Annotated in this window: 11 protein-coding genes and 2 pseudogenes; 2 read left to right on the top strand and 11 right to left on the bottom strand. The window is 38.5% G+C overall.

Annotated elements, in window-relative coordinates:
• Window positions 1–20 precede the first annotated feature (20 nt).
• The 5 genes from AC0VZ4_RS08470 to AC0VZ4_RS08450 form a co-directional block, all read right to left on the bottom strand.
• The gene (locus tag AC0VZ4_RS08470) at window positions 21–2,468 is read right to left on the bottom strand and encodes a glycoside hydrolase family 95 protein (protein ID WP_475441450.1); all 2,448 of its coding nucleotides are present in this window, start codon (window positions 2,466–2,468) and stop codon (window positions 21–23) included.
• Window positions 2,469–2,882: 414 nt separating this feature from the next.
• A complete protein-coding gene (locus AC0VZ4_RS08465) occupies window positions 2,883–3,989 on the bottom strand; it encodes an SGNH/GDSL hydrolase family protein (RefSeq protein ID WP_475441449.1) in 1,107 nt (368 codons plus the stop codon).
• 298 nt (window positions 3,990–4,287) lie between these two features.
• A complete protein-coding gene (locus AC0VZ4_RS08460; protein ID WP_475441448.1) occupies window positions 4,288–7,509 on the bottom strand; it encodes a glycoside hydrolase family 3 N-terminal domain-containing protein in 3,222 nt (1,073 codons plus the stop codon).
• A gap of 77 nt (window positions 7,510–7,586) precedes the next feature.
• Window positions 7,587–10,535, bottom strand: a complete 2,949-nt coding sequence (locus AC0VZ4_RS08455; RefSeq protein WP_475441447.1) for a TIM-barrel domain-containing protein — start codon at window positions 10,533–10,535, stop codon at window positions 7,587–7,589.
• A gap of 77 nt (window positions 10,536–10,612) precedes the next feature.
• Entirely contained in the window at window positions 10,613–12,373 is a 1,761-nt protein-coding gene (locus AC0VZ4_RS08450; RefSeq protein ID WP_475441445.1) for a DUF5597 domain-containing protein, read from the bottom strand.
• A 236-nt stretch (window positions 12,374–12,609) separates the two neighbouring features.
• On the opposite strand from AC0VZ4_RS08450, the gene AC0VZ4_RS08445 reads away from it, so the two are divergent.
• A complete protein-coding gene (locus tag AC0VZ4_RS08445; RefSeq protein WP_475441477.1) occupies window positions 12,610–13,578 on the top strand; it encodes an IS30 family transposase in 969 nt (322 codons plus the stop codon).
• A gap of 213 nt (window positions 13,579–13,791) precedes the next feature.
• Here the strand turns inward: AC0VZ4_RS08445 and AC0VZ4_RS08440 are convergent, their stop codons facing one another.
• Window positions 13,792–14,553: an IS5 family transposase gene (locus AC0VZ4_RS08440; protein ID WP_475439680.1), complete on the bottom strand. Its 762-nt coding sequence runs from the start codon at window positions 14,551–14,553 to the stop codon at window positions 13,792–13,794.
• A gap of 56 nt (window positions 14,554–14,609) precedes the next feature.
• Here AC0VZ4_RS08440 and AC0VZ4_RS08435 point away from each other — a divergent pair, with 56 nt between their 5' ends.
• Window positions 14,610–16,007, top strand: coding sequence for a sugar porter family MFS transporter (locus tag AC0VZ4_RS08435; RefSeq protein WP_475441444.1), 1,398 nt, complete (start codon window positions 14,610–14,612; stop codon window positions 16,005–16,007).
• Window positions 16,008–16,089: 82 nt separating this feature from the next.
• On the opposite strand, the gene AC0VZ4_RS08430 is transcribed toward AC0VZ4_RS08435, so the two are convergent.
• The 5 genes and pseudogenes from AC0VZ4_RS08430 to AC0VZ4_RS08410 all read right to left on the bottom strand — a co-directional run.
• Window positions 16,090–17,322, bottom strand: coding sequence for a glycoside hydrolase family 5 protein (locus tag AC0VZ4_RS08430; RefSeq protein ID WP_475441443.1), 1,233 nt, complete (start codon window positions 17,320–17,322; stop codon window positions 16,090–16,092).
• A 420-nt stretch (window positions 17,323–17,742) separates the two neighbouring features.
• Window positions 17,743–18,978, bottom strand: a complete 1,236-nt coding sequence (locus AC0VZ4_RS08425; RefSeq protein ID WP_475441442.1) for a XylR family transcriptional regulator — start codon at window positions 18,976–18,978, stop codon at window positions 17,743–17,745.
• Window positions 18,979–19,257: 279 nt separating this feature from the next.
• A pseudogene (locus AC0VZ4_RS08420) lies at window positions 19,258–19,521 on the bottom strand (transposase); the annotation flags it as partial.
• A 451-nt stretch (window positions 19,522–19,972) separates the two neighbouring features.
• Entirely contained in the window at window positions 19,973–20,986 is a 1,014-nt protein-coding gene (locus AC0VZ4_RS08415) for an IS110 family RNA-guided transposase (RefSeq protein ID WP_475441441.1), read from the bottom strand.
• Window positions 20,987–21,129: 143 nt separating this feature from the next.
• Window positions 21,130–21,600: pseudogene (locus tag AC0VZ4_RS08410) on the bottom strand (SPFH domain-containing protein); the annotation flags it as partial.
• Between the last annotated feature and the right edge of the window lie 247 nt (window positions 21,601–21,847).

Below are 21,847 nucleotides of genomic sequence, written 5' to 3'. Positions count from 1 at the left end.
AATACGCCAGCCACTGTTTATTATTCAGAAATAATTCGATAGTTATTCCCTCCAGTTGCTGTAAACATTAACCCTCCATTGAAGAAGTGGCTGTCTACTTTAATACCTAATTGGTCAATTACTTGCGTATTCTTATTAAACGAATTAGCACGAATGTAAAGTTGCTGTTGTACTGCCGGCTTTATTGTTGCATGTGTTATTTGACCATGCTTCCAACGTATACCCACCTCCACATTACCTCGCGCTTTTAAGCCAGATATATAACCATCGGGCCAATCGGTAGGGAGTGCAGGCAAAAGATGTATTTCGTTGTGTCGGCTTTGCAAAAGCATTTCTGTTATTCCTGCTGTTGCGCCAAAATTACCATCAATTTGAAAAGGGGGATGGTTATCCCATAGATTAGCTAAAGTTGAGTGGTTTAATTGTTCGGTCAGCAATGTGTGTGCATGGTTGCCATCAAATAAGCGAGCCCAAAAATTTATTTTCCATGCTTTGCTCCACCCTGTGCCAGCGTTTCCACGAGCACGTAATGATACTTCTGCAGCGTGCGCAAGTTCAGGTGTTGAAATAGGCGAAATAGTATTGCCTGGGTGTAATGCAAATAAATGCGAAAGATGGCGGTGCTGAGATTCAGGGTCGTCTAAATCTTGTTGCCACTCTTGTAACTGCCCCCACGAACCAATTTTTAAGCCTTTGTTTAGTTTTAAAAGTACCGGCTTAATTCTTTTTTGCATTGCTATGTCGTTAACAATAATGGCGGCCGATAATGTATTGCTTAATAATGATGCAACAATTTGCTGAGACATAGCAGCCCCTTTGGTGAACGAGCCATGCTCAGGAGAATAACTCGGTGAAACAAAATAACTGTCGCTGCTTTTTTCATAGACTAGCGTGTTTAACCAAAAGTCGCTGGCTTTTGCTAATAATGGGTAGGCACGTTGTTGCAAAAAGTCTCTATTTTGGTTAAATAAGTAATGGTCATAATAATGCAGTGCAATCCATGCTCCCCCTTCTGGTTGCCAAAAGGCCGTTGGCCATTTAATTAAACCACTAAATCCCCAAATGTTAGTATTCAAAAAGAGTGTCCAACCAGTGGTGCCAAAGAAACGTTTTACTGATAGCTCACCAGAGGCGACTAATGAGTCAATAAAATCAAATAAGGGGTCGTTTAGTTCTGATAAATTAGTGGCATCAGCAAGCCAATAGTTCATTTGTAAATTAATATTAACGTGGTAATCACTATTCCAAGGAGCCGACTCATAATTGTTCCAAGCACCTTGCAAATTAGCCGGTAAAGAGCCTTTTCGGGAAGAAGCAATTAGTAAATAACGGCCAAATTGATAATATAAAACTTCCAACGAACGTCGCTCAGCGGGGGCTAATTTATTACTTTTATAACGCTGTAATAAATCGTTGATAGGTAAGTGTGTGACTTGCTGTTGAAGGTTCAGTGACACGCGTTTGAATAATGACTGGTAGTCATCAACATGACGCTGTTTTAAATTAGAAAACCCCAAGTTAAGTGCATGATTAACCCTGCCGGTCACTTTGGGCTCTGGCATTTCACCACGATAATGAGGGTATTTAGGTGCATAACTAGTGGCAGCACTTAATACTAACCACACAGAACTAGCTGATTTAATATTAATTTTATTGTTACTCAGTGAGACATGGCCTTGCTCAGTAACCACTGCCATACTCGAAAAATAATCCAGTTTGTTATCATGCAACTGCCCTTTTACTGTCATCTTTGCAATTGATTGTTCATTATTTTGACTAATAAAACGAGTGGTTTTGGTTTGTGTCCGGTTGCTTGGCAATGCTAAGTCAACCGACAAATTTAACTTATTTGCTATATCACTGGATAGTTTTATCGCAATAACTTGATCAGGATAACTAACAAAGTACTCACGTTTATAATGAACTTTATTATAATTATATTGAACTGATGCCATTGCATTATCTAAATTAAGTTTACGTTTATAATCTGTAACTTGATTCAATGTATGATCAAAGCTTAAAACTATATTCGCAAAACTTTGAAAGCTGCCATAGCCGGTATAATTTCGGCCTAATTTTTCAGCAACAAACTCAGGGTCAAGTTGTGTTCCTTTTTGAAGTGCGTTTTGTATTTCTTTAATTCGTGTAGGATAATTTTCTGATTTTTTTGCAATACCAAAATCATAACCTTGAATAGAGCCAGGCCCGCCAGTCCAAAGTGTTTTTTCACTAAACTGTACACTATCTTTCGCAACACCACCTAACACGCTTGCACCAATAGCCCCATTACCGATAGGTAATGTTTCTGATTCCCAATCTTGCCCTGGTTGACTAAATTGGATAGTTAAGCTATCTGGCTCTTGTTTTATATCTGTATGTGTTTTAGCTGCGTAGCTAAAAAACGATAACACACACCCACATAAACACGCGCATAATGCCTTAATGATAAGATCTATTTTATGAATCACACTTACTGCCATAGTTATCTACATCACTCAAACTAAGAACTCTGCTGGCACATGCTGTAAGCTTTAAATAAAGTATCAATTTATTTAAAAACGTTACCTGATGCCAGCCCTATAAAGTTAACCTCACCTATTATATTAACTTTATTAAAAAGTTAATAAATTATCTTATTTTGTAGTTTCATTGCTTTATTTTTCTAAACAAAAAATGTTTCCCTATTACGGGGATACATTTTTATTTAGAGTCTGATTATTTTTCGAGGTTAAACATGTAGATCGGGGGGTTGTTTTTTAGGTTGGGCAGCGTAGTTACCATCTAAAAAGACGATAACAACACATGAATATCAAACTCACGCTGCGATTAAATTGCCACTAAAATGAATAAACCTTAATCCTGAAAAGGTAATAATGCCTTTACTACCAGTGCATTTTTTCTTTAATAAATGCGGTTAAAATTTTTGCATTTTTTTGATGATGGATAAGCCGCGGGTGCTGACCAAAACCTTCAAATGGAAAAATAAGGGTTGCAATTTTTTGATCATCATATGTTTGTTTAAATTGCGTCACAGCCGCTGCGATATAATTTGGCCAAGGTGAACCTTGTTTTGTTGCATCCATACTCCCCAATGCAGCCACTATATAAGCGTTAGGATAAACAGCGCGAATTTTTGCAATAAAGTCTATATATGCTTTAATAATCTGCTGTTTTGTCGGCGTGGGTTGCATTCGCTTTTCCCGATCAATAAGCCAACTATCGTTTTGAAATAAGTTAACCACAACCACATCAGGTTGCCACTGTTTGAAATCCCATCCAGTGTCATTATCGCCTACAGCATCAAGTTGGTTATAAAAATCAGGCATTGTGAAATCAAACCAGCTTATCATCACCCCAATGCCACTTTGTGAAATATCAACATATTGGGCGTTTAGATTCCGAGCGGTAATGGCACCATAGGCAAGGTAATTATTTTTTTGCGATATAATATGATCTGCTTCCCCTATTTTTGCTTCATTTCCCATGCCACTTGTGATTGAATCACCATAAAATTCAATTTTACGCGTTGGCTTTTCAGGCTTTGCTAATAGTTTGCTCCCATCACTTAGCTTAATTCTCTGAAAGTGTGTACGTCCTTCTTCACCTTCAGTTCGTTTAAATAAAGTAAAAGTATGGGTTTGCGTTTCACTTAAATTATCTGCAATTAAATAAGTGTGCTCACCTTGCTTACATGCAATTATTTTAGTTGGTTCATTAGCGCCATCAATAAACACATTAAAATAATTTTTGCCTAATTGGTCATCCAAAACAATACTTAGCTTGGTACCCGTAAAAGCACCTTTAACGCTAGTACCTGGCCAAGATATGCTAGGCGCTTGTCCGTTACTAAAATCAATACGTCCGGTATACTGAAAATTAAGTTTGGTTGCCACCACTTGTTCATCGGCTAGTACGCCATATGATAACAGGCAGCCTAGCGCAACGATAAAACGTAGTGCATATTTTGTTATTATTTTACTGACTTTCATAATTAAGCCTTTTTATATTAGGGTCTGTTGAGCGTTCAGAATTAAAAGGTGTGTAATCTAGTGGGCTAAGTAAGAACAGAGTAAAGCTTCCGCGTCTTGCTCACGCCCCTTACTTACATCCACGCAGGCAGGCAACAAAACGCACCCTTCGGGCACCGTGTGTTTGGCATTTAGCTGCATTATCGCCTATTTATGGGGAATAACCACACATCATAGGCGCTGCCTTGCCTAAAAACCAAACGCACTGCTGAAAATTTAACCTCGATAGATAAACAGACCTTAAATACGATCCAACTGGTCATCTAACATATTTATTAATATAGGGCGTAAGTTGCTTTGCCCATATTTTGTAGCCTTCGGCATTCGGGTGCAAGTGATCAGGCATAATCTGCTCACTTAACTTACCCGTTTTAGTTATAAAAGACTCATTAGCGTTAGTGAATAATATATTTTGCTTTAAGGCTATTTTTTCAAGCTCTTTATTTACCTGTTGGTTATTAAGCCTTAATTTATCATCCGGATGCTCACCCCGAGGGAAAATAGCGGTTAATAAAATCTGTGTTTTAGGTAACTGTTGTTTAAGTTCGTTAATAATTTCATTAACACCTTTTGCTATATACGCAGGTTGGTCCATTCGATGACCTGTATTATTAGTACCAATCATGACCACCGCCAATTTAGGTGAAATCCCACTCACTTCGCCGTGTTCTAATCGCCATAAAACATTTTCTGTTCGGTCGCCACCAAATCCAATGTTGAGCGTATTTATATCAGCAAAGTTCTCTTGCCAAACTGGCTGTCCCGCTTCATTTTCCCAATTGTGGGTAATAGAATCTCCTACCATAAGTAAGTCTATATTGCCCTTTTTGGCTAAGGCGACTTTTTCTTTATGTCGGGCGGGCCACCAATCTTGCGACCAGTATTCATTTAACGGAGTGGCCATTGTAGAAAGTTCAGCAATATCAGGGCAGGTGAAATTGCCCTTCGTGTTTAGCTCAAACTTAATATTAGCCACTGCTAGTTGCCCTTTCCCACCAGCTTCTAAAGAGAATGGTTTATCAACTTGGCTAAAATCAGCACCCGTTTGCATAAAACATTGCATAGGAATCGCTAAATGTTGCCATCCTTTACCTTCGTGAGCAATTGCCCACTCTCTTAAACGTAATTTAGACTGGCAATCCTCACCACATCCAATCACCAGATCCAATGCTGAGTTTTTAATATCATCAATACGCACATCAAAAGTAACAACCCCTTGTTTTACAAACGGTTGTAAATTAAGTGCATGACCATGAGAGAGATATAAACTACTAAACCAAGTGCCTTTATAAGAAAACGTTAATGCATCTTCTTGTACATCTTTATCTGACGTTGTTACTTTAACTTTACCATCGGTTAATTCAGCAAATGCACCACTTAGAAGCTGATCACTGTCAGGACTTTTGATCACGACATGCCAAGGCTGTAAAGGTCTACCAACATATAAATTAATATTCTGCGGTTTGCCGTTTGATACACCGGGTACGTCTTCATCTAATTTCCCAAGTGTCTTGCCATCTTGGTAGGTTAATCCATAACCGTATGCAAATAATGGGTCATAATGCTTATTACCTATATTTAATTCATCTTGAGTGGGTAATTTAGGCCAAGAAAATGACAATTTCCCCATAAAATCAGCATTAGGTTTCCCTTGTTTATTACTTAGTAACACTTCGGCAACACCACGCCCTTCTGAGCCTGGTAACCATGCTGCAACGAACGCATCTGATGCGTTAATTTCAGGGTTAACCCACAGCGGACGTCCCGATATAAACACAGACACAACTGGTATACCTTGATTTTTTAAGTGTTTTAAAAGTACTAATGATTTTTTATTTCCGGCTTCAAATTCTAAAGTATTAATATCCCCTTGGCCTTCTGCATAAGGGGTTTCACCAAAGACTACGATTGCAACATCTGGTTTTTTATCAAAATGACCATCAACTGATAAAAAAGCGTTGCTACCGTTTTTAGCCGCTTGCTCTTTAATTCCCTGAAAAATGCTCGTTGCGCCAGGGAAACGACTATTTTCAAGGTCTGCACCTTGCCACGTTACGCTCCAGCCGCCCGCTTGTTTTGCTATATCATCAGCGTGTGTACCTGCAACTAAAATGGTTTGATTTGGCTTAAGCGGTAACAGATTTTTGTTATTTTTTAATAAGACTAAGCTTTCTCTGACGCTTTGACGTGCAATGTCGCGGTGTGATTTAGTGCCGATAAGATCATTGTTCGCCCCTAACTTACGCTCAGAAGGCTTAACACCATCAAATAAGCCTAATCGCTTCTTCACAAGTAAAATTTGCTTCACTGCGTTATTGAGTCGTTGTTGACTAATTTCACCCGAATGTACTTGTGCTAATGTATTTTCATACAGTTTCAGCCAATCATAAGGAGCCATTAATAAATCTATACCCGCGTTCACTGATTTCGCGCACGAATCGTTAGTACAATTAGGAACTTGTCCGTGACCATTCCAATCACCAACAACAAAACCATCAAGGTTCATTCGTGATTTTAATACATCTGTTAATAGGTATTTATTACCATGCATTTTTACCCCGTTAAAGGATGAAAAGCTTGCCATAACCGACTGAACGCCGGCTTCAATGGCTTTCGGATAACCGGCATTATGAATAGTCACTAACTGCTTTTCACTCATCACAGCGTTACCCTGATCATCGCCGCCTTGTGTTCCACCATCAGCTAAAAAATGTTTTGCTGTTGCCGCAACATGACGTTCATCTAAAAAAGAGGGGCTATTAGGCTCACCTTGCAAACCTAACACCATTGCTTGAGCAAATTGTGCAACTAAAGCGGGATTTTCTGAATAGCTTTCGTAAGTACGCCCCCATCGATCATTTCTTGCCACAGCTAAGGTTGGCGCAAAAACCCACTCAATACCCGATGCTCTCACTTCTTGTCCAGTTGCCTCACCTATTGCTTTAATAAGCTCAAGATTACGCGTTGCGCCTAAACCTATGTTATGAGGAAACAAAGTTGCACCAACTAAGTTACCATGGCCATGCACCGCATCAGTACCCCAAATAATAGGAATACCCGCGCGTCCGCCCGTTTTATCTATTGAGCTTAAATAAAATTTATCTGCAAATTCAGCCCAATCTTTTGCGGATGCATTTTCAGAACGGTTAGGTACTGAGCCTCCTCCATTTAAAATAGATCCTATATGGTATTTCTTGGCTTGTTCTGGCGTAATAACTTGAATTTCTGCTTGAATAATTTGACCAACTTTTTCTTCATCAGTCATTTTGCTAATTAAATCATTAACAAATTTCGTGTTATTTTTATTATATAAAATTGGAGATTGAACTTTTGGCCATAAATCAATGTTGTTTACAGCGAGGGGGTTAGCGTTGTTTTCACTGCTATTTGGGGTTGATGAGCTACATGCAACCATTAATACTACAATTGCAGACATTGCAGGTAATTTATAAAACTTGTGTGGATTAAAAAATGCCATCATTTTTAACCTTCGTTAGAATGAATAAAAATGCTATTTAGTAAAATAAACTTTACTAAATAGCAGCCATCGTGATGAAATTAACGTTTAATAACAACCTCTTGACCGTTATACATAACCGATTTATCTGGTTTTGCGTCAAAGTTTGCTGCGTCGTTACTCATTCCTGAAATAAAGCGAATATTAAATGTGCGATTTTTTACCATGGATGCAAATTGGCCTTTTCTTGGCCCAATTGTCACTGTTCCTGAAGCATCATCGTAGCTAATATCAATATTAGTAAACTGCCCTTTTTCATAATCATAGCTTTTGCCATCATCATTATATAAGGTGTATTGGCCATCAGCTCCGGTATAAATATTAAGTGTGATTGGTGCATCTAAGTTATCAAATACAAACTGTTTTTCACCGCCAGTTGGTACAATTGAGCCCGCTTTAACGAACAATGGCATGTGTTCCAGAGGCGCATTAGCTTCAATGGTTTGTCCTCCTCGGTATGGTTTACCTGTGTAAAAATCAAACCATTGAGTGCCTTTTGGTAAATACACACTGCGAGTTCTAGCATTGAATTCGTATACAGGGCTTACTAAGAATGCAGGACCAAACATATACTCATCATTTAAGCTAATTGCAGTTTCATCATCAGCAAAATCCATCACTAATCCACGCATTAACGTACTATCGTTTTGATACATTTTACCCGCTTCGCTGTAAATATAAGGCATTAAGCGATAACGTAACTTAGTATAATAAACTAAAGAGTTATAAACGGGTGTTCCTTCATCAGCAAGGTTGTATATTTCACGGTATGGATTTTGTCCATGTGAACGGAAGATTGGTACAAATGCACCAAATTGGAACCAACGCAAGTTAAGCTCTTGCCAATTTGCAACGTCTTTGTCTTCAAGGTTTGAAAAATTACCAACAAATCCTTTACTTGTATTACGGTATTTATCTTCTGGCGTAAACCCGCCAATATCAAATGTCCAGTTTGGCATACCCGATAAGCCAACGCTGATACCTGCGCCAATTTGTTCCTTAAGGTTTGACCAGCGAGGTACTGTATCACCACTCCAAATCGCAGAGCCTGTGCGTTGGATACCTGCAAAGCCAGAACGAGTAAGAATGAAAGAGCGTTTGTCACCGTCCGTTTCACGCTCACCGTTATAAACGCCTTCGGCATGAGGAATTGCATACGAGTTGAAATATTCAGCACCCGACCCCACTGAAAGCGGACTCATAATTTCTTTGCGTTTTTTAAATGATAAGTTTGAATGTATATCAGGCTCCGCCGCATCTAACCACCATGCATCAAACCCATACACATTTATTTTTTCATTTAACTGACGCCAAAAGATCTCTTGCGACTCTTTTGGGTACGGGTCATAGAAACCATTTAAGTACCCTTTACCAATCCAGTCTAAATTCGCTTCTGGATCTACATTTTTGGTTAGCATGTATCCTTTAGCATCAAGCTCTTTATAATTAGCTGTTGTAGGGTAAAACTTAGGCCATACAGAAATCATAATGTTGGTATTCAATGCATGAACTTCATCAACCATTTTTTGCGGATCAGGAAAGTTCTTTTTATCAAAATCATGACTTCCCCAAGCATCTTGTGGCCAGTAAGACCAATCAAGTACGATATTATCGATAGGGATTTTACGCTCACGGTATCCTTTGACAACGTTGACTAATTCTTCTTGATTCATGTAACGTTCGCGCGACTGCCAAAAACCATAAGCCCATTTAGGTAGCATAACTGACTTACCTGTTAATTCTCGGTAGCCTGCAATAATTTCATCACTCGTGTTACCAGCAATGAAATAGTAATCAATTGCTTTTCCTGTTTCTGAAGCGAACGATAGTGAATATTGGTCTTCTTTTGGAAGAGGATCGTTATGCACAAGATTAAAATATCCGCCTTGAGAATCCCAATCAATCTCGATAGACGCTTTTTTACCCGCTTTTAATTCTGTTTGGGTATTGTGATACCACGGATTCCAATTCATGCGCCAGCGATCAAGTAACTGTTCACCATTTATTTTTAATTTAGCATAACCACTTGAGTACATTCTAAACTTATGCATGCCTGATGTTTTTGGTTCAATATAACCTTTCCACACTACACGCGGTGCATTTACGTCTGCGAGCTCTTTAGGAAAAGCATGCTCACGCACTGAGTTATTTGCTAAATACTGGTAATCCACGTCTGTTTCAACACGTGTTAAAACTAGCTTATCACCATCATAATACTCTGCGGTTAATCCGCCTTTATTGCCTTGTGCATCATATAAAGTAAAATCATGATTTAAGGCATTTGAGTTTTCAGGGTCGCCAAAGTTCGTTACGGAGTTATTATCCCACAGCACGCCATAATTACGTGTAGAAACAACAAAAGGAATGGTGATTTCTAAGTTATATGTTGTAAGTTCTACATTTTCACCCGCATAATTAACTTGGTTATTCTGATGTTGACCTAATCCGAAGAAACCTTCATCAGTCCCTTTATTCCATTGTTGGCGAACAGCGTATGAATCTGCATCTGGGGTGATAGGATCTTCTGTCACTTTACCAAAGCTTCGCTTTGCTTCAGAAAGTACAGTTTCACCTTTATCATTAATAAAGGAAACATCACCGTCAACTAAAGACACCACAGCGACCACTTTTGCTGTTTTAACCAGCAATTTATTACCTTGCCTTTGAGTCGTAAATTTTGCTGTATTCTTTAATGCACCGTCAGCAATCATAATACTTTTGGATAATGCAGAAAAATTACTGTGTGGAAGAGTCGTTACTCGAATTATTTCGTCATTTATAACTTGTAGACGCACACTTTTAGCCTGCGTTGAGTCTTTTTGTTCTAGGCTAACAATAACGCCGTTGTTTAGTTGCTTTACACTTGCTAAGGTTTGCTCCGCTTTAACTGGTTTGTTGCTTTCTTGTGCTTCTTGTCCGCAACCCTGTAGTAAAACAAGTGGCACTAAACCCATTGCCAATCGTTGTCCGAGGTTATCTGTCAATTTCATTGTGTTTGTTCTCCAAGTTGTCAAAGTTTTTCTGGTACATTGGTTTAAGAGTTTAAACCAATGTACTTAAAATAGTTTTATGGGTGGTAACTCGCCATTTTCACTTTTAGTAATGTAGGCTTAGAAGTAAAGTTCAGTCCCCAATCAGTTTGATCACCATTCCAAACGCGCTCAAATACCCATTTTCCATTCTCGTAATGCCCCTCTTCAACTCTTTCTACCATATGATAAGGGTCTGTAATTTCATCGGAAGGCGTAAACGTCACTCGTGCTCGGTAAGCTGTTACTAAATATTCGTTATCGGATAATTTGGCTATTAGTGCACCACCAGATGCAGGGTCATTTCCCGTTGGCGGAGATATCCAAAACATTGGACGACCGTAAGTAATTTCAGCATTCCATAAACCTAAATCTAGATTTTGAGTATAGAAATGTGCATTCTCTTTTACTGATTTGTCTTCAAATGCATCTTTTTCTGCTTGAGTTGCATTGGCATTCCACACCTTTGACTTTGCGACTACTGTATCTAAAGGTTCAGAGACCCCCCATACTTCGCCCTCAAAACTTAATTTAGCCCATACATCAGCAAATGGTTTAAGTAAATTATAGTTTTCAGCAAAAGGCGCAATTACGACTTTATCTACATGTTCAGAACCAAGTGGATAATTGGTATACTTACTGTAATCTAAGCCAAATGGAGAAAAGCCAATAGCTTGATGCCCTAGTGCTGAAAAGAAATAACGAGAATAGGGTTGGTCATTTCCTATTTCAGAAACAAATAAGGGGTTATCGTTTCGTGCATATAGATCGAGTACCTTGGTTACTGTTTTATGATCGCGAAAGTATATATCTGGTGAAATAAGGTCGATATCAGGTGCAGCAATTTTATATAAGTCAATGACATTATCAGTTGGTCCACCCATAGAATAATACTCACCAGGGTTAAAAGGGTTACGTAACGCGACATTTAAATTCATGGGCAAATCTTTAACTGCCTTACCCGCAACAGCAATTTCTTGACAAAAACGCGCTATATGCCACGCATGAAAAAATTCATCTGCATCTTTTCCAAATACACTTGCCCAGTTCCCCTGTTTTTTAATACCTAACCCATCAAGTAACGTGTGCGGGACATTTTGTTGGAAAACAGTCTGCGCCATTGGAGAAAAATCACGTTTACTTCCATAAGTACCCACTTCATTTTCAACCTGAACCATGATTACCGTATTCTTAGGATCATGCTCTTTTAAATAACCCATCAACTTAACGAACGCCACCTTATCAGCTCGCAATGTCGAATCACCTAATGGCGACATTGAATTAAGTAACGTACCATCTTTTTTCATCACGCGAGGAAAACGCTGATTATTTAATTTCACCCAGCTAGGCGCATAATGAGGTGCGTTGTTCTTCCATGTTGCAAACCAAAGAAGTGTTAACTTAACATCATTCTCTTGTGCTTCTTTAATAAGCACATCAAGAAAACTAAAATCAAATTTCCCCTCTTCTGGCTCTATCTGTTCCCAAGCCACAGGAATACTTAACGTGTTAGCATTTATTTCTTTAACTGCCGGCCAAACATACTTTAATGCTTTAGGGTAATTTACTGAATTATTCGTCTGCGTACCTAAAATGATGTAAGGTTTACCGTCAACAAAAAGTGCATGTTTCCCATTACGGCTAATAATAACTGGGAGTGGTGTCTGCTCATTTGTTGAGGAATAACTCGATGTGTTAGTTGAGATGTGTGTGGATTGTGACGGTGTTAATGTTGAGCATGCGCTCAAACTCACCATTAAGCCGCAATAGAGCCACTTTAAATAACCTTTATATTTCATTGTAATGATCCGCAATTGCTTTTATGTAAACAAAACATTATCTTTTATTCTTTTTTTTGTATACAACAGTACGCCGACAAAAAAAATATCATAAGCAGTAAATTGATTTTTATAAAAATAAATAGATTTAATAACGCAAATATGAAAACCTAAATTCGGATAATAAGTGCAATTTCTCAGATTAGATGGCCAGCTGTTATAATTCGGCCATTCTCTCGCCAAAGGAAATTGCTTTAATGAAATATAAACAGCTGACACAAGCAGAAAGATACCAGATTTACGCGTTAATAAAAGCAGGAAATAACCAAAAACAGATAGCTGATGAACTCACTCGTTCACCGTCATCTATCTCTAGAGAGTTAAAACGCAATAAAGGGCTTAAAGGCTATCGACCTAACCAAGCCAATAATTTTGCAGAGCAAAGACGCAAGTCATCTTTCAAAGCAAGTAAGTTAACAGATGATGTTACTGACTGGATTAATAAATTGTTGGTTGACGGACTTTCGCCAGAGCAGGTGGCAGGCCGCTTAGCTTTAGAGAAAAAGGTCGTTTTGCATCATGAAACGATTTATCAATATATTTACAGAGACAAGGCTCGTGGTGGTGAACTACATAAGACACTCACTCGTGCATGTAAAAAGTATAAAAAACGCTATGGAAGCTACGATAAACGTGGACAGATAGTTAATCGAGTCAGTATTGATGAACGCCCAAGTATTGTGGATTCAAAGTCTAGGATTGGTGATTGGGAGGGCGATACAGTGATAGGCAAAGGGCGTAAAAATGCCCTTGTTACAATGGTTGAACGTAAAACGTTATATACAGTCGTTCACAGAATTGAAAGCAAGCATGCGAAAATAACAGCCGATGCGCTGATCAAGTGTATGACACCCTATAAAGGTAAGGTTATTACCGTGACTTTAGATAATGGAAAAGAGTTTGCTCACCATGAGCATATTGCACAAAAATTAGAAGCGGATGTGTATTTCGCTCACCCATATTCATCATGGGAGCGGGGCATAAATGAGAATACCAACGGCTTACTTAGACGCTTCTTCCCCAAGGGAACTGACTTTATGTCGCTAAGTGAAGCAGAAATACAGGCGGCAGTTGATAAGCTCAACCATCGGCCAAGAAAAACAAGAGGGTATAAAACCCCTCATGAGTTATTTACGGGGCAATCAGAAGTTCTGGTGGCTGCATAATGATTGCACTTAATACTTGAATTCAAGAAATAAAATATTGCAAGGTAACCAAATAAAAAATACAAGTTACTCACTGATATAATGACAACATAACATGGATACACATATGCAAGGCATAGAAGAAATAGCTAACGTACCCTCCCATCCAAAAGAACAAGATAATAAACTATTTATTATTTTTATTAGGGGCTGTTGATCTTTGTAGTATATATATTAATCAGCCCATATTGGTAGCCACATCATAGTGAATGCTAAAGCGAGCATGGAATGATAATTCCGCTCAAGCTTTTCATACCGTGTGGCTATCCCTCTATATTGTTTGATCCGACCAAAGGCATTCTCAACTAAGTGCCTATATTTGTACATGCACCAGTCAATATCTTCATTACCCACTAAACTGTTATCCTTGCGTGGAATAACGGGTGTAGCGCTATTGTCACGAATAAACTCTCTTAGTTTTTCACTATCGTAGCCTTTATCTGCGACAACAACATTACTCGTTGGGCAATTGGCTACAAGTGACTCTGCATGGACGATATCATGCGTATTTCCACAGGATAATTCATAATAAACAGGCAATCCTCCGCTATCTACTGCAAGATGAATTTTAGTCGAATTACCACCTCGACTCTTACCGATTGATTCATTGTCAGCGGTTCTTGCACCGCAACTATGCTGGTGAGCCCTGACAATACTGCCATCAATAAAGATCCAATCCATATCAGCATAGTGGGATAACACTCGAAATAATTCATTCAAAATATCTTTTTTGGACCATAAATTAAATCGTCTATAAATAGCACTCCACGAGCCGAAATAAGACGGTAAATCTCGCCAAGGAATACCGGTACGCATCCTATAGAGTATGCCTTCGAGCGTTTTTCTATGCTCAGGCTTATTATAAATTCGACCACTTAAGTGCATTACTTTTGATAAGACATTCCATGTCGCGTCTGTTAACATTAATCTTGGCATGAGGGTTCGGTGTAACGTTTTTTAGCGAATTCAATTATACCTTATCCTTATGCTGTTTGTTTTTTATACCGCAAAGATCAACACGCCCTAGTATTGTTGCATCAATTGGTGGGTTTTTATTTGGGTTCGACTCTGGTGTGATTAACGGCACAGTTGATGGTTTACAAGCTGCTTTTAACTCCGACAGCGTAGGTACTGGTTTTAATATTGCCAGCATGTTACTTGGCTGTGCTGTAGGTGCTTTCTTTGCTGGCCGCTTGGCGGATACTTACGGCAGACGAACTATTTTAATTATTGCTGCGATTTTCTTTATCGTTAGCGCTTGGGGCTCTGGTATTTCAATGACCTCCAACGAGTTTATTTTTTATCGCATATTAGGTGGTTTAGCTGTTGGTGCAGCATCCGTTATGACACCAGCTTATATTAGTGAAGTAGCGCCGGCTCGTTATCGTGGAATACTGACAACGGTTCAACAAGTAGCGATAATTTCAGGTTTATTTTCTGCCTTTGTTTCTAATTACTTATTGGCTAAAACCGCAGGAGTATCGACCGCAGATCTTTGGTTAAATATGCAAGCTTGGCGTTGGATGTTTTGGATTGAACTTATTCCTGCCGCACTGTTTTTTATTACATTAATGTTTATTCCTGAAAGCCCCCGCTTTTTAGTTGCTAAAGGTAAAAATGACAAAGCAGGTAAAGTACTTGAACGCCTTTATGGCAACGTTGACGGAAACACTAAACGCACAGAAATAGAAAGTTCACTATCTGGCGATCATGCCCCTTCATTTTCTGATTTATTGGTTTCAACACCTTCGGGCACAAGAAAAGTAAGAAAAATTGTTTGGGTTGGTATTGGCCTTGCTGTTTTTCAGCAGCTAGTTGGGATCAATGTCGCATTTTATTACGGCGCGATACTTTGGCAAGCGGTTGGTTTCTCTGAAAGTGATGCATTACTTATTAACATAATCAGTGGTGCGGTCAGTATTGCAGCCTGTATTGTAACCATGCTTTTTGTAGACAAGATAGGCCGTAAGCCATTATTAAAATGGGGTTCTATTGGTATGGCCGTGACACTTTCCATTGTCGCTTATTCATTTTTTGGTGCTGATATAGACAATAATGGTAACTTAATAATGGGTGATAAAGGTGTCGTGGCCTTAATTGCTGCTAACGCATATGTATTCTTTTTCAATTTTTCTTGGGGGCCAGTCATGTGGGTTATGCTAGGAGAAATGTATCCAAATCAAATGCGTGGTTCAGGTTTAGCGGTTGCAGGTCTGTTCCAATGGAGTGCTAACTTTGCTATTACTATTACTTTTCCTATTTTACTTACATCTGTAGGGTTAGCTGGTGCTTACGGTTTTTATGCAATTTTCGCTGTTTTATCAATCATTTTTGTGATTAAGTTTGTTCACGAAACGAAAGGCACTGAGCTTGAAAGAATGAAGGGCTGAAACAGCCTTAGCTATAAATTATAATTCTATTACCAGTGACTATTTTTAACGTTAATTACATCGAAAATAGCCACTGGTGAAATTAATTACTTTGACTCACCCCTTCTAATAAAGCCTCAAGCACTTTATGGTCAAAAATACGATTTTCTTTGCGATTAAAAATACCTGAACCATTATTACCAAGCTGCCCATTATCCCAATAAAATGGAATTAAGCCATGATTGAGCGCTTGCTTGACAACGTATTTATGATAATAAGCTCGGCTGCTTAAATGTAGCGCTCGATCTTGCCCAGTGAGTTGAGTGCGTCTAATAGCAGAGAATTCTCCGAGGAGTACCGGTATATTATTGTCTACAAACTTTATTTTCATCAGGTTAAATAATTGATCTACTTTATCTTCTTCATTCCCTTTGGCGTTGCGATTCGGCAAAGTTTGAGAATGGTAGTTTTTACCCCAGTAATAAACGGGCTTGCCCCAGTTTTGTTCTTTTTCCATCAGTGCGAAGTCATAAGGGGTATAAAAATGCACTTCAACCATTAACCGATTCGATACCGAGTCATAAGGCATCGTTGTCCATAAATTGCTTGTTTTTTCAATATCAGTAACAGGTCCTTGCACAACCAATACGCGATAAGCATTTCGTCCCCCCGTTTCTCGTACGGTGTTTACAAATGTTTGATGGTAAGACATTAATACAGCCATTTGCTCTGAATTTTCTACGGCGGGTTCATTTCCACTCGCAAATATTAAGTGCTGATCAAAATCACGAAGTTGCGTGGCTATTTGTTGCCAAAATACTTTTTGTTTTTCATTAACGCGTTTTTTACTTTCTGGGTTGATATTATTTTCTAACCACCCTCCATCCCAATGTATATTAATAACAACATACAACCCGTTATCAATACTTTGTTGAACGACCTCTTTAACTCTATTAAGCCACTTATCACTAATCTCATTACTGCTTTGATCCGCATATTGGTCCCATGAAATAGGAATACGCACAGCATCAAATCCGCTTGCTTTAACAAGTTTGAGTAACGCGTTAGAAACTTGCGGATTTCCCCAAGCGGTTTCACCACCGATCGCCTCCATCGTATTTCCGATATTCCAGCCTAGCTTTATTTTTTTGGCCAGTTGCAGAGCATTAAGCGTCATATCCGTTTTATCTGCAGGTATAGGTTTCACATAAATTTTTCTAAATGAATGACTTAACTGGCTTACATTGCTTTCTGTTTGCAAAACATTAGTGGCTGCATTACTACAACATGACAGTACCAAAAAAATGACAATAAATAGATAAGGTATATGTTTCATTGGGTGTTCTCATGATTATTTAAAAGAGTTATATCTGCGCATAATAAAGCGACATATACAGTATGAAATACCGACTAGAAATCCCCCATTATGTTAATTCACATGGGTGATAAAAATACTCATTTCTCGCTATATAATTAACCTGAATCTCGTTTAATAAATTGAACCTTGGATTTAAGTATTAAGTGCATTCATTTGAAGCTCTCTTCTTGATTCTGTGGTTTGTGTGGTAACAACCATTTGATCATGAATTGAGCTTCAACTCAATTTCTTAAAATCTTACCTATGACACGGATGTAGGTAAGGGCCGTGAGCAGGGCGCGAAAGCTTTGCTCGGTGTTTACTTAGCCCAACATACCTCGCGCCGCGATTAAATAGCCCTAGTTTGAACGAATTTTAATCTGCAAAGGTCAATAGACCCTAATATGCACTTTCTAACAGGGTTGACGAGCACGCTATTTGAACAGGACGAGGTGCTTCAACGTTCCCGCTATTTGGTTCGTCTCTGAACTCTCGTGGTGTTTGATTAAAATGCTTTTTAAATATCGCATACATATATTGTAAAGAAGGGTAACCACAAATATTTGCTATTTCAGCAGTCGGTCGTTCTGTATTTTTTAACATAGAACATGCTTTACGAAGCTTTTCATGATGAATTTCGTTATGAATACTATGGCCACGCTCTTCTTTAAAGCGCTGCTCTAAGTTAGAACGAGATATCCCGACATAATCAAGTACTTGATCAACTTTAATACCACGACAAGCTTTTTGACGAATGAAATGCATGGCTTGCATCACTTGTGCATCTTTAATCGCTTTATAGTCAGTAGATTGCCTTTCTATTACTTTAGCCGGAGGAACAAGATAGGGAGTATGTGAGCAATGTTGTCCATCTAATAATCGGTGTAATTTTTTAGCCGCTTGATAACCCATTTCAAAACAGCCTTGCTTTACAGAGCTTAAACTAACACGATTTAAAAAACGGGCAATTTCATCATCATCAATGCCAATGACAGACAACCTATCCGGTATTAATAAACCACTGTGATCACATACTTGTAACAGATGCCGTGCGCGTGAATCTGTCACGGCGATAACCCCTATTGGATTAGGTAAAGAAATAAGCCAATCAGACAATCGTTTTGTCGTATCTTGCCACGTTTCTGGCTTAACAGGATGTCCTCGGTAAACATGGCATTTATAACCATCAGCTTCAGTAATTTCTAATAACGCATTTTCACGTTCTTGTGACCACCGTTGATGCTTATCTAAAGGCGTACCATAAAAAGCAAATTCTTCTATCCCTTTTTGTTTTAAGTGTTGATAAGCCGCATCAACTAAAGCAAAATTATCAGTAGCCACATAAGGAACATCTGGGTATTCTTCAGGATTAGAGTAAGATCCTCCCACTCCTACCACGGGGACTTTGGTTTTTAAAAGTGCGGCCTGAATTTCTGGGTTATCAAAATCAGCAATAATGCCATCGACGCCCCATTCGTCAATATTATCAAAACGAGCTAAAAAATCTTCTTCAAGATAAAGATCCCAATCAACTTTTGAAGTTTGTAAATAGTTACCAACGCCTTCAATTATTTTCCGATCATACATCTTACTGGCGTTCAAAATTAAAGTAATACTGTGCTTATTCTCAAACATAATGGAGCCTTTAATACTTGTGTGTTGAATCAATGCGTCAGTAGAGTAACTAAATAACATAAAAAAAATTATGTTATTTTATTACTAAAATGAATATTCAATTTACTTTATTTAACACAAATAACAACTAAATCTAAAACTTGAATAAGAACAACATGATGAGAACCTAGGCAGGGCAAGAACATATGCACTTTAAAAATAGTCGATATTGCTTTTCTTCATAATCACGAACTAATGCGAGCCTGTAACGGATTTTGTGTAACTACCCGTTTTTAGATTTTAAATATGTTTACTGAGGCGTTCCTCAAATTCAATGATAAAACGACTCATTGCATTACGCCAGTCTCGAATTGGCATCGTCCATTTTTTCGATGGCTCTTTTATTGCCAAATAAATCATTTTTCTTGCAGAATCTTCATTTGGAAATATCTTACGCTTTTTAATCGCTCGGCGAATAACGCTGTTTAGTGATTCAATGGCATTCGTTGTATAAATAGCTTTCCGTATTGCCTCAGGGTAATTAAATAGTGTATTTAGATTGTCCTAACTCATACGCCGTGACCTAGTTAACCTGAACTCTGGTTAAGAGATTTACTAACATATTGAATCATCGTGATATTTAAATTTATTTTCTCTAGCCAGAGATTTTCAGTGAAAACAAGGAGAATTTACGCGTCAATAGCTGGTCTATTGCAAGTAAATTCAACGCAGTTAGCGCTGAAAATAGCTGCTTGAGATAGATTTATTATCCAGAGCTCATATATGGTCTCCTCCAGTATTGCAAGGTGTCATTCAACGATAGCAGGGACAGGTTTGCTGTCATATATACGGCCTTTTAGTGAAAATTATTACTTCTGACCTTGATGTAATCCGCGCATATTGTCCTGATCAGGTTATCGGTATTTACTACCACTGAACTCTATAGGTTTTCAATATGCAGGTTTGACTTGTTATGTCATCGTTTTAGCCACTTACGCAATTCTTTGAAGCGTATTTATACGGGTGAGTAACTCTCACCTGAAGCGCTAATAGCCCAAGCCATTCTCGCCATCTTGTTGGCATAAGCTACACATGCTCGATTATGCCCTCGAGTTTGAACCAGTCGGTTTATCCATTGACTTAATTTATCATTCTTCGTTTTTGCTCTTGAGACAACCGCTTTTGCTCCTTGGATCAACAGGTACCTTAAGTAGCTATTTCCTCGCTTACTTATCCCAAGTAAAGTATCTTTTCCGCCACTACTGTGTTGACCCGGAACGATACCTAAAGACGCTGAAACATCGCGGCCTCTTTTATAGTTACTGCCATTTCCAACTTCATTGAAATAGGCGCTTGATACCATAGGACCAAATCCAGGTATTGTTTGGAGCCGTTGGCAAATATCATTATTTTTTGCTGTTTCAACTATTAATGTACTGTAAGTTTCAATGCAGCTGTCTAAGTTACTCAATTGTGTTTCTAACTGCTTTAGTACCGCTTTAAATGCGCCTGATAATCCGGTATTTTCATCTTCTAAAATTAGGGGGATACTTTTGCGTATTGTGTTTACACCCTGATTTAAAATAATTCCGTATTCAGCAGTTAAGCCTCGGATTTGATTGCATAGTGCCGTTCTTTGTCTGACCGCTAATTCTCTCGCTTTGTGCTGTGCTTGGTTATCTTGTTGCTCAACTGATTTTATACAGACACTCTTAATATGATGTTGTTTTGAAGCAACGCTAATTGCTAAAGCATCGTTATAATCATTTTTATTGCCAACTAAGAAGACTTTCACATGCTGAGGTGGAATAAGCTTTATCTGATGACCACATTTTCTGATTTCTCGAGCCCAAAAATGAGAAGTTGCACAGGCCTCTAAAGCAACTAAACACGTAGTGTGTTGTTGGAAAAAAGATAACACTTGCGCACGCTTTAACATTTTCTTTTTAACTAAGCGCCCTTGTTCATTGCAGCACACCACATGGAGAAATCTTTTTGCTATGTCTAAACCAATTGTTGTAATCTTCATTTTGGTCTTCTCCCTTTGATTATTGTAACCATTTAAATCATGGCACATAGATGCCGTATAGGGAGGAGACCATTACATCAGGTTAGCTATTTGAGGGTATTGACTGTCCCATTTATCTGCCATTACATATTTGGTCGCCAATGCCTGCCAATGGTAATTACTTCATCTACAGTTCTATCGCCTACAACTTCACGCATAACTGATTCAGACACGTATCGTAAAGTGCCTGCAGGGTCGCGCACCTCAAATAAGTACTTTTGGGGATCGGCTATCCGATATTGAATTACCCATTCAATCAGCGCTGTGTTTAAATCACCAGTTACCATTTGGGTTTCTTCGCGTTGATTTGTTGCAGGTGAAATTTTTGGCGCAAATGCGCGAATATTATTTTCAGGATTAATATTTTGATCTGGGTCGGAGGCTCCAGAAGTAGAAAAACCAAACTCCTGCTTTAATTGCCGCTTGGTAGGCACTATTGTGACGTGATCAACACCTAATGGGATTTTTACATGTAAGCCCGCAGGCAGAATTTCTTGAAACTTACCAAACCTTAATACCAAAGCAACTGAATCACTGGGAACGGTATAGACTGCGCTATAGCCTGTAGCAATCAATCCCAAAAACAGTACTACGGTTAAACTTGTGCTAAATTTTCCACTCAGCAACTTCTTATACTTTTGAAGCGCACCGCTCATCACTTTATCGATATCTGGCGGACCGCTTTTACTTTTAGAATTTGGACTATTTTCGTTTTGTGTAGAAATAATATTCTCCTTTTTAAGAAACCAAAAATATGGAGCCTTATTACTACTTTAGATTGTCATAAGCCCTAGCCTAAAGCGCTAGCGTGCTTCGCAATCT

Source organism: Pseudoalteromonas sp. QJM3NY_22, from assembly GCF_056173065.1.
The sequence above is the reverse complement of the archived record's forward strand: the minus strand, read 5'-3'. Positions and strand labels throughout refer to the sequence as shown.